Source organism: Pseudomonas sp. PAMC 29040, assembly GCF_003994535.1.
Classification (GTDB): Bacteria; Pseudomonadota; Gammaproteobacteria; order Pseudomonadales; family Pseudomonadaceae; genus Aquipseudomonas; species Aquipseudomonas paraversuta.
Genome location: NZ_RZAA01000003.1, coordinates 81,374 through 96,414, shown reverse-complemented (window position 1 = coordinate 96,414; position 15,041 = coordinate 81,374). Strand labels below are relative to the sequence as shown.

Annotated in this window: 16 protein-coding genes and 1 pseudogene; 7 read left to right on the top strand and 10 right to left on the bottom strand. The window is 58.2% G+C overall.

What is annotated here, in order from left to right; translation table 11 throughout:
• Window positions 1–29: 29 nt before the first annotated feature.
• Window positions 30–512 (bottom strand): glutathione peroxidase, encoded by a 483-nt coding sequence (locus WG29040_RS05865; protein WP_010656828.1) that lies wholly within the window; start codon window positions 510–512, stop codon window positions 30–32.
• A gap of 22 nt (window positions 513–534) precedes the next feature.
• Window positions 535–930 carry a peptide-methionine (R)-S-oxide reductase MsrB gene (gene msrB / locus WG29040_RS05860; protein ID WP_003446577.1) on the bottom strand — a complete coding sequence of 132 codons (396 nt, stop codon included), beginning with the start codon at window positions 928–930 and terminating at the stop codon, window positions 535–537.
• Window positions 931–1,140: 210 nt separating this feature from the next.
• Between msrB and WG29040_RS05855 the strand changes: the two genes are divergently transcribed.
• Both WG29040_RS05855 and htpX read left to right on the top strand, forming a co-directional pair.
• Window positions 1,141–2,352 (top strand): pyridoxal phosphate-dependent aminotransferase, encoded by a 1,212-nt coding sequence (locus tag WG29040_RS05855; RefSeq protein WP_003446576.1) that lies wholly within the window; start codon window positions 1,141–1,143, stop codon window positions 2,350–2,352.
• Between the two features lie 315 nt (window positions 2,353–2,667).
• Entirely contained in the window at window positions 2,668–3,555 is an 888-nt protein-coding gene (gene htpX / locus WG29040_RS05850) for a protease HtpX (protein WP_003446575.1), read from the top strand.
• 55 nt (window positions 3,556–3,610) lie between these two features.
• Here the strand turns inward: htpX and WG29040_RS05845 are convergent, their stop codons facing one another.
• A complete protein-coding gene (locus WG29040_RS05845) occupies window positions 3,611–4,270 on the bottom strand; it encodes a thiopurine S-methyltransferase (protein WP_127195835.1) in 660 nt (219 codons plus the stop codon).
• Between the two features lie 100 nt (window positions 4,271–4,370).
• On the opposite strand from WG29040_RS05845, the gene WG29040_RS05840 reads away from it, so the two are divergent.
• The gene (locus WG29040_RS05840; RefSeq protein ID WP_127195834.1) at window positions 4,371–5,138 is read left to right on the top strand and encodes a class III extradiol ring-cleavage dioxygenase; all 768 of its coding nucleotides are present in this window, start codon (window positions 4,371–4,373) and stop codon (window positions 5,136–5,138) included.
• A gap of 115 nt (window positions 5,139–5,253) precedes the next feature.
• Here WG29040_RS05840 and WG29040_RS05835 read toward each other — a convergent pair whose 3' ends face one another.
• Window positions 5,254–6,927 (bottom strand): DEAD/DEAH box helicase, encoded by a 1,674-nt coding sequence (locus tag WG29040_RS05835; protein ID WP_003446572.1) that lies wholly within the window; start codon window positions 6,925–6,927, stop codon window positions 5,254–5,256.
• A 370-nt stretch (window positions 6,928–7,297) separates the two neighbouring features.
• The gene (locus WG29040_RS05830; RefSeq protein ID WP_127195833.1) at window positions 7,298–8,053 is read right to left on the bottom strand and encodes a spermidine synthase; all 756 of its coding nucleotides are present in this window, start codon (window positions 8,051–8,053) and stop codon (window positions 7,298–7,300) included.
• Between the two features lie 160 nt (window positions 8,054–8,213).
• Here WG29040_RS05830 and WG29040_RS05825 point away from each other — a divergent pair, with 160 nt between their 5' ends.
• Complete coding sequence (locus tag WG29040_RS05825) at window positions 8,214–9,560, top strand: class II 3-deoxy-7-phosphoheptulonate synthase (protein ID WP_003446569.1); 1,347 nt, start codon at window positions 8,214–8,216, stop codon at window positions 9,558–9,560.
• A 76-nt stretch (window positions 9,561–9,636) separates the two neighbouring features.
• On the opposite strand, the gene WG29040_RS05820 is transcribed toward WG29040_RS05825, so the two are convergent.
• Complete coding sequence (locus WG29040_RS05820) at window positions 9,637–9,858, bottom strand: DUF1127 domain-containing protein (RefSeq protein ID WP_010656831.1); 222 nt, start codon at window positions 9,856–9,858, stop codon at window positions 9,637–9,639.
• 96 nt (window positions 9,859–9,954) lie between these two features.
• Between WG29040_RS05820 and WG29040_RS05815 the strand changes: the two genes are divergently transcribed.
• Window positions 9,955–10,812 (top strand): LysR family transcriptional regulator, encoded by an 858-nt coding sequence (locus WG29040_RS05815; RefSeq protein WP_003446564.1) that lies wholly within the window; start codon window positions 9,955–9,957, stop codon window positions 10,810–10,812.
• On the opposite strand, the gene WG29040_RS05810 is transcribed toward WG29040_RS05815, so the two are convergent.
• The 3 genes from WG29040_RS05810 to earP all read right to left on the bottom strand — a co-directional run bounded on the left by WG29040_RS05810 (window position 10,802) and on the right by earP (window position 13,444).
• A complete protein-coding gene (locus tag WG29040_RS05810; RefSeq protein ID WP_003446559.1) occupies window positions 10,802–11,554 on the bottom strand; it encodes a sulfite exporter TauE/SafE family protein in 753 nt (250 codons plus the stop codon). The genes WG29040_RS05815 and WG29040_RS05810 overlap by 11 nt on opposite strands.
• A gap of 134 nt (window positions 11,555–11,688) precedes the next feature.
• A complete protein-coding gene (locus WG29040_RS05805; RefSeq protein WP_003446557.1) occupies window positions 11,689–12,261 on the bottom strand; it encodes an elongation factor P in 573 nt (190 codons plus the stop codon).
• 49 nt (window positions 12,262–12,310) lie between these two features.
• Window positions 12,311–13,444 carry an elongation factor P maturation arginine rhamnosyltransferase EarP gene (gene earP, locus WG29040_RS05800; protein WP_127195832.1) on the bottom strand — a complete coding sequence of 378 codons (1,134 nt, stop codon included), beginning with the start codon at window positions 13,442–13,444 and terminating at the stop codon, window positions 12,311–12,313.
• 136 nt (window positions 13,445–13,580) lie between these two features.
• On the opposite strand from earP, the pseudogene WG29040_RS05795 reads away from it, so the two are divergent.
• Window positions 13,581–14,063: pseudogene (locus tag WG29040_RS05795) on the top strand (transcription elongation factor GreAB).
• A 105-nt stretch (window positions 14,064–14,168) separates the two neighbouring features.
• On the opposite strand, the gene WG29040_RS05790 reads toward WG29040_RS05795, so the two are convergent.
• Window positions 14,169–14,420, bottom strand: coding sequence for a hypothetical protein (locus tag WG29040_RS05790; protein ID WP_003446553.1), 252 nt, complete (start codon window positions 14,418–14,420; stop codon window positions 14,169–14,171).
• Window positions 14,421–14,598: 178 nt separating this feature from the next.
• Here WG29040_RS05790 and WG29040_RS05785 point away from each other — a divergent pair, with 178 nt between their 5' ends.
• Entirely contained in the window at window positions 14,599–14,919 is a 321-nt protein-coding gene (locus WG29040_RS05785) for a YqjD family protein (protein ID WP_003446552.1), read from the top strand.
• Window positions 14,920–15,041: the final 122 nt, after the last annotated feature.

Sequence of the window (15,041 nt, the reverse complement as noted above, 5' to 3'; positions counted from 1 at the left end):
AAGAGTCGCGGGCGTGAGGCTGTGGCGGCTTATTGCAGCAGCGCTTCAATATCCGCCCTGAGTGCCTCGGGTTTGGTGGTCGGGGCGTAACGCTTGACGCTGCCGTCCGGGCCAATCAAGAACTTGGTGAAGTTCCACTTGATCCTTTCGGTCCCCAGCAGTCCTGGCGCCGTTTTTTTAAGCGCTGCAAACAATGGGTGCGCCTGACTGCCATTGACCTCGATCTTCTTGAACAGCGGGAAGGTCACCCCGAAGTTCAGCTCACAAAACTCGGCGATGGCGGCGGCGTCACCGGGTTCCTGCTTGCCGAACTGATTACAGGGGAAACCGAGAATCACCAACCCTTGATCCCTGTATTGCTGCCACAAGGCTTCAAGCCCTTTGTACTGCGGGGTGAATCCGCACTTGCTGGCGGTATTGACCACCAGCACTGCCTTGCCCGGGAAGTCCGCCAGAGTCTTTTGCTCGCCACTGAGGGTGGTGCAGGGAATATTGAGCAGGTTGCCAGTCATGACGGCGTCTCTCCAGCAAAGGTCAGGCGCGAGGAACCAGGTCCAGGCATACCGAGTTGATGCAATAACGCAGTCCGGTCGGCGGCGGACCATCCGGAAAAACATGCCCCAGGTGGGCCTCGCACTTGGAGCAGACCACTTCGGTGCGCACCATGCCGTGACTCGCATCACGGATCTCGATCATCGCGCTGTCGCCAATCGGTTGATAAAAGCTTGGCCAGCCGCAACCCGAATCGAACTTGGCGCTGGAATCGAACAGCGGCTGATTGCAGCAAACACAGTGATAGACGCCATCGGTTTTGGTGGCGTTGTATTTGCCCGAAAATGGCCGTTCGGTGCCTTTGAGACGGCACACGTTGTATTGCTCGGGGTCGAGCATGGCCTTCCATTCGTCCAGTGTTTTGTTCAACTTTTCCATGGTTCTGCCTCTGTCGCTGAAAAACCCTGCCCGGTGGCTTTTCCAGGGGTCGGGTGGCACGTATGATTGCGCCTCGTAATGCGCCAGTCTGGCACCCGCTCTATCTGCATTCAAACGGATTCTTGAAGCAATGCGGTGTTTGCAAGGCAGGATTAGCCAGGGCCGGGATTTCACACGGCCTGGATCGTTCATTTTCAGGATCACATCGCCATGCAGGTCAGCAAATCAAACAAGCTCGCCAACGTCTGCTATGACATTCGCGGCCCAGTGCTCAAGCACGCCAAACGACTGGAAGAGGAAGGCCATCGCATCCTCAAGCTGAATATCGGCAACCCGGCGCCCTTTGGTTTTGAAGCGCCGGACGAAATCCTTCAGGACGTGATCCGCAATCTGCCGACCGCGCAAGGTTATAGCGACTCCAAAGGCCTGTTCAGCGCGCGCAAGGCGGTAATGCAGTACTACCAGCAGAAACAGGTAGAAGGCGTCGGCATTGAAGACGTCTATCTGGGCAACGGCGTATCCGAGCTGATCGTGATGTCGCTGCAAGCGCTGCTCAACAACGGCGACGAAGTTCTGGTGCCGGCACCCGACTACCCGCTGTGGACCGCTGCCGTAACCCTTGCCGGCGGTCACCCGGTGCATTACCTGTGTGACGAGCAAGCCAACTGGTGGCCTGACCTGGCTGACATCAAAGCCAAGATCACCCCCAACACCAAAGCCATGGTCATCATCAACCCGAACAACCCGACGGGCGCGGTGTATTCCAAGGAAGTACTGCTGGGCATGCTGGAACTGGCCCGCCAGCACAACCTGGTGGTGTTCTCGGATGAGATTTACGACAAGATCCTGTACGACGATGCCGTGCACATTTGTACCGCTTCGCTGGCACCGGACCTGCTGTGCCTGACCTTCAACGGCTTGTCCAAGTCGTACCGGGTGGCGGGCTTCCGCTCAGGCTGGATCGCCATCTCCGGCCCCAAGCACAATGCACAAAGCTACATCGAAGGCATCGACATGCTGGCCAACATGCGCCTGTGCGCCAACGTGCCCAGCCAGCATGCGATCCAGACCGCACTGGGCGGCTACCAGAGCATCAATGATCTGGTCTTGCCCAACGGCCGCTTGCTGGAGCAACGTAACCGCACCTGGGAACTGCTCAATGACATCCCCGGCGTCAGCTGCGTGAAACCTATGGGCGCGCTGTATGCATTCCCCCGCATCGATCCAAAAGTATGCCCGATCCTGAACGACGAAAAATTCGTCCTGGATCTGCTGCTCTCGGAAAAATTGCTGGTGGTTCAAGGCACCGCATTCAACTGGCCATGGCCGGACCATTTCCGCGTCGTGACCTTGCCGCGGGTCGATGAACTGGATATGGCTATTGGTCGAATCGGTAATTTCTTGAAGACCTACCGTCAGTAACCCCTTCACATGCTGTGCGATCAAGGAAATATCGCACAGCATGTGTCGAGTAAAACTTTCTTCACCTACTCTTCCCTGCTGCCCTTCTACGCAGCCTTTTTCACTTCAAAAAAATGCTTGCACCCAAGGTTTGCTGGGCTCTGATCGAATTTGTGCGCTTGAAAAAAGTCATTCCGGATCAGGAAATGACTGGTTTGTTACTAAAATCAAGCCGTAGGACACAGTTTGAAATAGTCGCCCGGTTGAATAGCCTGTGGCAGCACCTTATATACCCGCATACGGCAATACCTTTAAGTCGAGGAGATTCTTTAAACCATGATGCGCATTCTGCTGTTTTTGGCCACTAACCTGGCGGTCGTGCTGATTGCCAGCATTACCTTGAGCCTGTTCGGCTTTGACGGGTTCATGGCGGCCAACGGGGTTGATCTGAACCTCAGTCAGCTGTTGGTATTCTGTGCGGTCTTTGGTTTTGCAGGGTCCTTGTTCTCGCTCTTCATCTCCAAATGGATGGCGAAGATGAGCACCAGCACCCAGGTGATTACCCAGCCTCGTACCCGCCATGAACAATGGCTGATGCAAACCGTTGAGCAACTGTCCCGCGAAGCAGGGATCAAGATGCCTGAAGTGGGTATTTTCCCGGCATACGAGGCCAACGCCTTTGCCACTGGCTGGAATAAAAACGACGCGCTGGTCGCGGTCAGCCAGGGTTTGCTGGAACGCTTTTCACCCGATGAAGTAAAAGCCGTACTGGCCCACGAAATCGGCCACGTCGCCAATGGAGACATGGTGACCCTGGCATTGGTGCAGGGCGTGGTGAACACCTTCGTCATGTTCTTCGCCCGTATCATCGGTAACTTTGTCGACAAAGTGGTATTCAAGAACGACGAAGGCCGCGGCATTGCCTACTACGTCGCGACCATCTTCGCTGAATTGGTACTGGGCTTCCTTGCCAGCGCCATCGTCATGTGGTTCTCGCGCAAGCGTGAATTCCGGGCAGACGAAGCCGGTGCACAACTGGCAGGCACGGCGGCCATGATCAGTGCCCTGCAGCGCCTTCGCTCCGAACAGGGACTACCGGTACACATGCCTGACACCATGGCGGCTTTTGGCATTAACGGCGGCCTCAAGCAAGGCCTGGCGCGGATGTTCATGAGCCACCCGCCACTGGAAGAACGTATCGATGCTCTGCGTCGTCGCGGCTGACAGCACGGCAATACGAAAAAGGGCGAGTTGAGTCGCCCTTTTTTGTGCCCGCCATTCAAGCGTTCTTGCGTAGCCGGTAGACCCGCTCCACCAGACGGGTAACACCGGCCTTGAGAAACTTGCCGTTCTGCTCCAGAACATCGGACTGCTCGATAACCTGCAAGTCCCAGGCAGGCACCAGCAATTGCTGAATCTCGACATCCGGCACCGAGAACGGCGGCCCCTGCATTTCTCCCTGGGGATAATCGAGGCTGATCAGCAGTCCCTCGCAGCCCCGGGGCAGGATTTGCGTCAGATGCCGGGCATAGGCCTCACGCATTTCAGCCGGCAAGGCAATGATCGCCGCACGGTCATACAACCCCGCACACTCAGCCACGTCTGCCGCACTCAAGGCAAAGAAGTCGCCACACCAGAGGCTCACCGGGCCAGCCTCGTACACCTTGAAGCCGCCTTGCCGCCTGATCTGTGGCGCGACCCTCTGCTCGCTGAAAAACTGCTCCACGGCCGTTTGCGACAGCTCTACACCCAGAACCTCGAAACCACTGGCCGCCAGCCAGTTCAAATCCAGGCTTTTACCGCACAAAGGCACCAGCACCCGGGCGCCCCGGGGCAATTCAAGCCGGGGCCACAGCCGCTGCAGGTAGGAATTGACTTGCTCCTGATGGAAACCGATCTGATTACGCTGCCAGCGGTCGTGCCAAAATTCGGGCTGCATGATTCACCTTTAAATTCGATCAATAAGCACTAAAACTTATATTGGATTTAGATCAATACCAGGTTGAAGATGGTTCATCTTAACCCTGAGGACCCCTGCCATGCTGCCCAGCCTGTTTATCTCCCACGGCTCTCCCATGCTGGCACTCGAGCCTGGTGCCAGTGGCCCGGCACTCAAACGTCTGGCAGCCGGACTCCCCCGCCCCAAAGCCATTGTTCTGGTGTCTGCACACTGGGAAACCAGCGACCTGAGGGTAGCCAGCCACCCTGCGCCAGAAACATGGCATGACTTCGGTGGTTTCCCGCCTGAACTGTATGCCGTGCAATACCCGGCCCCCGGCGACCCCGCCCTGGCCGCACGCATTGTTGAACTGCTCGCCGGGCACGGCCTGCCTGCCCTGCTGGACGCCCAGCGGCCCTTTGACCATGGCGCCTGGGTGCCGCTGTCGTTGATGTACCCGCAGGCCGATATTCCCGTGGTTCAGGTTTCATTGCCCGGTCAGCCCGGGCCTGGGGGCCTGACTGAAATCGGCCGCGCACTGGCAACCTTGCGCAGCGAAGGCATCCTGATCATTGGCTCTGGCAGCATCACCCACAACCTGCGCGAACTGGACTGGCACGCGGGCCCGGAAAGCATAAAGCCCTGGGCCAAATCCTTTCGCGACTGGATGATCGAAAAACTTGCCGCCGATGACCAACCGGCCCTGCACCAGTACCGGCAACTGGCGCCTTTTGCCGCCAAAAATCATCCCAGTGACGAACATCTTCTGCCGCTGTACTTCGCCCGCGGCGCAGGCGGCTCTTTCAGCATTGCCCACCAGGGCTGGACGCTGGGCGCACTGGGGATGGATATTTACCGGTTCGGGTGAGGCCACGCACACCCGCCCATAGAGTTTTATGTCGCCCGCGCCTCAATTTGCAGGCAAAAAAAATCCCCGAACCAGTCGGGGATTTTTTTAGCGATCAATCACAGCCAGGCAGTGATTAATCTTCGCGGTAGCGACGCAGCTTGAGCTGCTTGCCGGCAACGCGGGTGTCTTTGAGCTTGGCCAGCAAGCTTTCCAGACCAACTTCCGGCAGTTCTACCAGGCTGAAGCTGTCACGCACCTGGATGCGACCGATTGCTTCACGTGCCAGACCACCCTCGTTGAGGATAGCGCCCAGCAGGTTCTTGGCAGCGATACCGTCACGCGCACCCAGCGCAGTACGGCAACGGGCACGACCTTCGGCCAATGGAACCGGAGCACGACGCTCACGATCACCACGATCCGGACGGTCACCAGTACGCTCGGACGAACGCTCACGCGGTGCGCTGTTCGGCACCAGTGGACGGTCGCGCTCGATCGCAGCCAAAGTCAGAGCCTGACCGTTGGTAGCTTTGCGCAACAGGGCAGCGGCCAGAGCACGCGGGCTGCAACCGATATCGGCAATCAGGCGATCCAGCAGATCACCGTGGGTCGATTCAGCGTCAGCAACCAGTGGCGTCAGGCTGTTGGTCAACTTCTTGATGCGGGCATCGAGAACAGCTTGAGCATCCGGCAGGCGGACTTCAGCAACCTTTTGACCGGTTACACGCTCGATCACTTGCAGCATGCGGCGCTCACGCGGAGTTACCAGCAACAGCGCGCGACCTTCGCGACCTGCACGGCCAGTACGGCCGATACGGTGAACGTAGGACTCTGGATCGTAAGGCATGTCAACGTTGAACACGTGAGTGATACGTGGAACATCAAGACCACGAGCCGCTACGTCGGTCGCTACAACGATGTCCAGACGGCCATCCTTGAGGGATTCGATAACGCGCTCACGTTGGTTCTGAGCAATGTCACCGTTCAGCGCAGCAGCTTTATAGCCTTTGGCTTCCAGGGCACTTGCCAGATCCAGGGTCGCTTGCTTGGTACGTACGAACATGATCAGGGCGTCGAAATCTTCGACTTCCAGCAGGCTCAATACAGCCGAGGTCTTCTGGTCAGCGTGAACCAACAGGTGAGCCTGTTCGATCGCGGTAACGGTCTGAGTCTTGGTCTGGATTTTTACGTGTTGCGGATCGCGCAGATGGCGTTCGGCAATGGCACGGATCGACTGCGGCAGGGTAGCCGAGAACAATACGGTCTGACGGGTAGCAGGCAAAGCCTTGAAGATCGCTTCAAGGTCATCCATGAAGCCCAGCTTGAGCATTTCGTCAGCTTCGTCGAGAACCAGGTGGTTCACGGTTGCCAATACTTTTTCGTCACGACGCAAGTGGTCGCACAGACGGCCCGGAGTGGCGACAACAATCTGTGCGCCATTACGGATTGCTTTCAGTTGTGGACCCATAGGGGCGCCGCCGTAAACGGCCACAACGGTAACGCCAGGCATTTGCTTGGCATAAGTTTCGAAAGCGGTTGCTACTTGCAGCGCCAACTCACGGGTTGGCGCCAGGATCAGGGCTTGCGGCTCGCGCTTAGCAGGATCGATGCGATGCAGGATCGGCAGGGCGAACGCGGCGGTTTTACCCGTACCGGTTTGCGCCTGACCAATCATGTCGTGACCGGCCATAATGATCGGGATCGATTGCTGCTGAATAGCCGAAGGTTCTTCGTAGCCAGTCGCAATGACAGCTGCAAGAATGTTCGGATTAAGATTAAAAGCGGCGAAGCCGCCGGTTTCCTGGGTCATGGGTCTGCCTCTAAGTGCATCCGCAAAGACCCATGCTCCAAAGCTGCGCATGCCGTGTAAGACTCAAGAGTCGCCCTGGCTGCTTTGTCGGCGGGGATTTGCGAAAACGTTAAATGAATGGAGCGTTCAGGGTTGTCCGCGAAACGGACGAGCAGCCGAAGCGTGCTTCGGGAAATGCGACACCTAAACGTGGCCCGGCTAAAGGCCGGCGCGCACTATACCGGATTTATCAAAAAAAAGAAGTGTTTTTTTAAGACCAACTCGTCTGTATGCCTCTGCATACCGGGCTTTGGCAATATTTTCGCCTTTGTGAAATCCCCTGGCGCCTGCCCCTTCTGGGGCAAACGCTAAAACGTTTCATCGCCGGACCTCAGGTGGCCGGGCGAATCGCCTTGATCAGCGAGTCCAGCGAGTAGCCCAGACGCGGAGCCAGGGCCTGGGCCCGGGCGGTGAGCGCGTCGATATCCAGAGTCTGATCCAGATCGGACGGCACCAGCAGGATGACGTTGCCCTCCTTCACCGGCAGCTCCCAATAATGGCGGTGATACAAACCGCGCAGCAAGGCGGCCCCCAGCGGCTTGCCGTCATCGGTCGCCCATTGATTGATCACCAGCCAGCCATTGGCGGACAGTTTTTTCTGACAGTCTTCAAGAAACTTCCAGGCCAGGTGACCGGTAGCCGGCCCCAGATCGTTGTAGAGGTCGACGAAAACCAGGTCCGCAGGCTCCGCGCTGTCCAGCAGCTCCAGGGCATCTCCGATGCGGATATACAGCCGCGGGTCATCGTCCAGCCCCAGGTATTCAATGGCCAGGCGCGGTACATCCGGTCGTAGCTCGATGGCTTCAACATCTTCAAGGGGCAAAAACTTGAGACAGGCCTGGGTCAGGGTTCCGGCGCCAAGCCCCAGAAACAGCGCGCTTTCAGGCGCCTCATGACACAGCGCGCCGATCAGCATGGCGCGGGTGTAGTCGTATTCCAGCCAGCTGGGGTCAGCGGTAAAAACACAGCTTTGCTCGATCGCATCGCCAAACTCGAGGAAGCGGTAGTCGGCTACCTCCAGTACCCGAATCATGCCGAAGTCATCATGAACTTCAGCGAGCAGACGCTCAACGCGCTCCTCAGACATTTCCTCTCCTTGCCGCGTCCCGGCACAACCCGGGCATCGCTCTAAAAAACAACCACTCGGCGCCGAGCAGAAAGCGCCGATTGTCGGCCATTGCGGCGCAACAGGTCACGCACTAATTGCTGCTAACATGGGCCATCCCCTTCCAATACTAGAGTCTGCAATGAGCCAACCCTGGAGCCCTGACAGCTGGCGCGCCCTGCCGATCCAGCAACAACCCCGCTACCCTGACGCCGCTCACCTGCTGCGCGTGGAGCAAAGCCTGGCGAGTTATCCGCCACTGGTGTTTGCCGGTGAAGCCCGTGAACTGCGCCGCCAGTTTGCCGAGGTCACTGAAGGTCGGGCGTTCCTGTTACAGGGTGGCGATTGCGCAGAAAGCTTTGCCGAGTTTTCGGCGGCCAAGATTCGCGACACCTTCAAAGTGCTGCTGCAGATGGCCATCGTCATGACCTTCGCTGCTGGCTGCCCGGTGGTCAAGGTCGGGCGCATGGCAGGGCAATTCGCCAAACCGCGCTCGGCCAACGATGAAACGATCAATGGCGTGACCCTGCCGGCCTATCGCGGCGACATCGTCAACGGCATCGGCTTCGATGAAAAAAGCCGCGTACCCGACCCGGAGCGCCTGCTGCAGTCCTACCACCAGTCCACGGCCACCCTGAACCTGCTGCGCGCCTTTGCCCAGGGCGGGTTTGCCGATCTGCATCAGGTCCACAAGTGGAACCTGGACTTCATCGCCAACTCGGCACTGGCGGAGAAATACAGCCAGTTGGCCAACCGCATCGACGAAACCCTGGCCTTTATGCGCGCCTGCGGCATGGACAGCTCGCCGCAACTGCGCGAAACCAGCTTCTTTACGGCCCACGAAGCGCTGTTGCTGAACTACGAAGAGGCCTTCGTGCGGCGCGACAGCCTGACCAACGATTACTACGACTGCTCGGCGCACATGCTGTGGATCGGCGACCGCACGCGCCAGCTCGACGGTGCCCACGTCGAGTTCCTGCGCGGGGTCAACAACCCGATCGGGGTCAAGGTCGGCCCGAGCATGAATACCGAAGAACTGCTGCGCCTGATCGACATCCTCAACCCCGACAACGACCCGGGCCGCCTCAACCTGATCGTGCGCATGGGCGCCAACAAGGTTGGCGACCACCTGCCGCAGCTGATCCGTGCGGTTGAAGGCGAAGGCAAGAAAGTGCTGTGGAGTTGCGACCCGATGCACGCCAACACCATCAAGGCCAGCAGCGGCTACAAGACCCGCGACTTTGCGCAGATTCTTGGCGAAGTGAAGCAGTTCTTCCAGGTCCATGAAGCCGAAGGCAGCTATGCCGGCGGGATTCATATCGAGATGACCGGGCAAAACGTCACCGAGTGCATTGGCGGGGCCAAGCCCATCACCGAAGACGGTTTGTCGGACCGCTACCACACCCACTGCGACCCGCGCATGAACGCCGACCAGTCGCTGGAACTGGCGTTCCTGATTGCCGAGACGCTGAAACAGGTCAAACGCTGAACCGCCTGACTTGTGCACGAACTGCGGGAGCCGGCTTGCCAGCTCCCACAGGGGCTCTGCACCTGTACCGGCAAGCTTATTTGTTGAACGGGTCATCCCAAAAAGCCCGATGACTTTCGGATTCAATATCCGCCCGGCTCAGCCCCAGATCTTTAAGCGTCGCATCACTGATCCGCCGCAGATGCGCCCTTTGGCGCGACAGCTGGTACCAGCGGGCAATCACAGCCATCACCTTTTGCGCCCAGGACTTCTGACTGACTGGCCGGGCGATCCAGACAAAACCTTTTTGACCTTTCATCACTTGAGACCTCCGTAGGGATGGCTCAAGTTTCTGCCCGGGCTTAAGATCAATCCAACGAATGTTTCTTATGCGACACATCTGCGAGATTGATCAATGGCCGAATTCCCCAGTATCGATACCGACCTGTTGCGCACCTTTGCCGCCATTGCCGATCACGGTGGGTTTACTCGCGCCGCCGAAGTGGTCAATCGCACGCAGTCGGCGGTCAGCATGCAGATGAAACGGCTCGAAGACGACGTGCTCAAATGCGCGTTGTTCCAGCGCGACGGGCGCAATGTCAGCCTCACTCCCGAAGGCCATGTATTGCTCGGCTATGCACGGAGAATCCTTAAACTGCACAGCGAGGTGTTCAATACCCTGCGTCAGCCGCATATGGTGGGCACGGTCAAAATCGGTTCACCCGATGATTACGTCATGCGCTTTCTGCCCGGCGTGCTGTCTCGCTTTGCCCAGGATTACCCGCTGATCAACGTCGAGGTGCATTGCGAACCCTCAGTGCAACTGCTGCAACGCAATGATCTGGACCTGACTATCGTGACCCGCGAACCCGGCACCGAAGTGGGCCAGATCCTGCGGCAGGAGCGCTTCGTATGGATGGTGGCCCAGGGCTTCTCGCCCCACGAGCAAACGCCGCTGCCACTGGCAATGTTCAATACCGACTGCTTCTGCCGGACCTGGGCCTGCAATGCGCTGGATATCATGCAGCGTGAATACCGGGTGGCCTATACCAGCGCCAGCCTGGCAGCGATCAACGCAGTGGTCAGTACCGGACTGGCGGTGACCGCCCAGTTGCAAAGCCTGCTGACCCCCGATCTGCGGATTATTGGCGAGGCCGAAAACCTGCCGCTATTGCCCTCAGCCAGCATTGTGCTGTTGCGCAAGCCCAACAGCGTGACCTCGCCCATCATCGAGTGCTTTGCCGAATACATCGTCGAAGGCTTTAAGCTTTAATCGCCAGCAGCCCCGCGCACAGCAGCAAAAAGGCGCAGTACAAACCGCGCAGCATGCGTTCCGGCAGAGCGTGAGCCAGCCTGACTCCCCAACTGATACTCAACAGCCCGCCCACAGCCATCGGCAGACCCATGATCCAGTTGACCTCGTCATGCACCGCGTAGGTCAACAGCGTAACGGCGGTACTTGGCGCTGCCAGGGCCAGCGACAAGCCCTGGGCCACCACTTGCGATGTGCCAAAGACGCTGGTCAGAACCGGCGCAGCCACCACTGCGCCGCCAACCCCAAACAAGCCCCCGGTAGTGCCCGCCACCGCACCCAGCACTCCGAACCAGGGCCAGCCACGGCCTGAGCGGGCCACCGGCTTTACAGGCAAGCGATACAGCTTGATCAGGTTGTAGAGGGTAATTGCCAGCAAGAAGGCGATAAACCCCCAGCGAATAACCCGCGCATCCACTCCAACGGCGAGCATGGCGCCCAGCCAGGCGAAGCAAAAACTCATCAACACCAACGGCAACGCCTGGCGCAGATCGATTTTATTGCGCTGGTGATAACGGTACAGCGCGAGAAACACATTGGGCACCGACATGACCAAAGCGGTGCCTTGCGCGATTTGCTGATCCAGGCCGAACCACAAGCCCAGAACCGGAATTGCGATCAGGCCGCCGCCAATTCCGAACAACCCGCCCATCGCCCCCAGAGCAATACCCAGGGCTGTATACATTGCAAAATCGGTCAGCATTATGGTCCCTCTTCAGAAGCGCCCATGCTAACCAGTCCCCTGCACGCGGCAAAGCTCTAAACCGGGGCTTTTGACCGGCCAAAAAAAACCCGGCCATGGGGCCGGGCTTTATCATCGTACGGTTGACGCCAGGTTTAAACCTTGGCGCGGCCCTTGTAGGAGCCACCGTCACGGGTGTCGATCTCGATCCAGTCGCCGATTTCAACGAAATCTGCAACGCTCAGTTCGGTACCGTTTTTCAGTTTGGCAGGCTTCATCACCTTGCCCGAAGTGTCGCCGCGAGCGGAACCTTCGGTGTAGTCAACCTGACGCACGATAGTGGTCGGCAGCTCTACGGAAACCAGACGCTCTTCGAAGAAGATCGCTTCGCAAACGTCGGTCATGCCTTCTTCGATGAACGGCAGAACGGCTTCGATGTCTTCAGCGTTCAGCTCGTACATGGTGTAGTCAGTGGTGTCCATGAACGTGTAGGTGTCGCCGCTGATGAAGGACAGGGTCGCTTCTTTGCGATCCAGGATCACGTCTTCGAGCTTGTCGTCAGCGCTGTATACGATTTCAGTCTTGTAGCCGGTCAGCAGGTTTTTCAGCTTGGTCTTCATGATTGCGCTGTTACGACCGGACTTGGTGAATTCAGCTTTCTGAACCAACCAAGGGTCGTTTTCGAGCTTGATGACTGTACCGGGTTTAAGCTCTTTACCAGTTTTCATTGCGAGTATCCGAATTTGGAATGAGATTTACAAAAATCTAGGCCGCGTATCATATCCAATTTCTATAAAACAGTACTAGCGCTTGCGCAAGATCTGCTTGCAATGACTGTTGCAGACACCATCGTTCAGCGTGCGCAGTGATCTCGGGCCAGTGTTCAAGCAGCAAATTCCAGCTTTGCGCCATGTCTGAACCGGCATTCCAGGCGTGCCACAAGCCGGTAAAGGCTTGAGCGGCGGGCGCAGAAAGATCTTTTACATACAGGTCCAGAAAGGCATTGAGCTTGACCCAGTGTGCGTCTTCTTCCTGTTCATAGATATGCCAAAGCAGCGGCCGCCCGGCCCATTGCGCGCGGACGAACGAGTCTTCACCGCGCACCGCATTGAAATCACAACTCCATAACAGGTGGTCGTAATCCTGCTGGCGTACGAACGGCAAGCTCTGGACTTTCAGTGCTCCCCGCTGCTCGACCCTGCCCGGTGCCAGCTCATTGACCTCGAGCCAGCGCAGCAAATCCCCCATGATTCGCCCCTGGGGCACCAGCAGGTGGGTCGGCACACTGCCCGCGGCCATGGCGTCCAGCCAACTGGCCAGCCCGGCATTTTCATAGGCGAACAAAGAAACCAGCCGCGCGCTACTTTCAGGAAACACCCCCAGCCCTTGCAAAAATGCCCGTCTGGCCTGGGGGTCCTGCTCAAAGGCGCGCCGGCGGGCGAGCAAATCGGCCTCACGCAACAGACCGCCGGTACCTTCACCAAACCCGGGGAAAAAGAACATCCGTTTCAAGCCATCCGGGCGCAGGGAGGGTAAACCGTGACAGCCGCTGACCCAGTCTTCCGCGCTCAAATACTCCAGATTGATCCACAACGCCGGCTTTTTCCGCGCTTTCATGGCCTGCAAATAGTCTTCAGGCAGCTTGCAGGCAAAGGCCTCCAGCACCACATCGGCGACGTCCACCGACTGCCATTGCGCGGGCCACCGAAGCACCTCGACCCCCTGCTGCATCTGTTGCGCCGCCGTGGCGTCGGCCTCGGGGCACAGCGGCACGAATGCCGACAGATCATCGACCCACAGCCGCACCGACTGCTGATGTTCGGCCACCAATTGCCGGGCCAGACGCCAGGTCACCCCAATGTCGCCGTAGTTATCGACCACACTGCAAAAAATATCCCAGGAGGCTTTCATTCCGGGCTCCAACATTCAAAGGGCTGATTGTCCGCATTATTCGACGCGTACAGAAGGCTTAAGGCGGATTAATCTGCCGGGTACTCGTGCGACAATCGCCGATTGCCGTCATGACCCCCGTGAAAAACCGCCCCTTATGAACAAGAACGCTGTGTACCTGTTGATGCTGGAAAAGCTCGAAATCGATCTTGATGTGCTCCAGCGGGCAGCGCAAACCGCCTATGAAGCCGCCACCCACGCGGAAAATATCGCCTAGAACAAGTACGACACCCTGGGGCTTGAAGCGTCCTATCTGGCGACAGGCCAGGCGCGCCGGGTTGAAGAAATCCGCCAGGCGTTGAAAAACTGCCAGGCGATGGTGCTCGCGCCATTCAATCCCGCACAAGGGATTGAAGTGGGGGCGCTGGTCAATCTGGAGGCCGGGAACGGCAGCGGGCAATGGCTATTTCTCGCTCCGGATGCCGCGGGGCTCAAGCTTGTCCAGGACGGGCAAACCGTTACCGTCATCACCCCGCGTTCGCCGCTGGGCGCGGCGTTACTGGGCAAGCAGCCGGAGGATGAGGTGCTCATCAACATAGCCGGCGTCAGCCAGGGCTTTACTGTCTGCGAGGTCGAGTAGGCAGCGCCGCACTGTTGCCACTCGTTATCCGCAGAGACGCGGGTGCCCGTCACGGGAGGCCGGGTGGCGGTGCCGGCAGATCAAGATCAAAAGCCCGGCCGGGCGTTACTTGGCGGCCATCAGGCGATTGACTTCACTGCGCACCATGTTGGCGTATTCCGGCGGGGACATCGCGTCCAGCTCCGAACGCACCCACTCAGCCCATTTGCCCTTGCGCTTGGCGCGCTCGCCGAACAAACGCGCCGCATCCCCTTTGGCCTTGCCCAGATTGCTCTGCCAAAGGTCATACAGACGGGACTTTTCATCTTCAAGCGCAGCACGCTCAGCGAGGGGTTTGTTGGCGAGGTTGAAGCTCATGGGAATTTCCTGCGGCGTAAATTAGACGACATCTTACACCCTCCAAAGCAGTGCCTTACTCCGGTTTTTGACTACGCTCTCACCTCGGACACACAATCGGCCCCAAAACAGATGCAACTTTTTAGCATTGGGTTGACTCCATTATTCATCTCTCTTTTCACCTGCAAGGAGTACCGCAATGGCTCGAAAAAACGCCGTACAAGCCGCTGAAGATCAAATCAAGGATCAGGCATTCAGTGAGCTGCAACTGTTGATTACCGAATCTGAAAAGCTGCTCAAGGACAGTGCGTCCCTGCTCGGCGAGGAAGGCGAAACCCTGCGTGCCCAGGTAGGTCTCAAGCTCAAGCAGGCGCTCGACTCGGTGAGCAACGTGCGTGAACGCACCAAACCTGTGGTCGATGCCACCGAAAATTACATTGGCGGCCATCCGTGGCAGACCGTGGCCATCTCGGCCGGCTTCGGGCTGGTGGTCGGCCTGCTGCTGGGCCGTCGCAACTAACTACCAAGCCCCTCAGGGGGCGCCTGTCTGTTCAGGAGCGAGCTTGTCTCGCGATGATTGTTAACGGGAATGCGTGTTTAGCGATTAAACACGGCGCTTTCGAGACCATCGCGAGGCAAGCT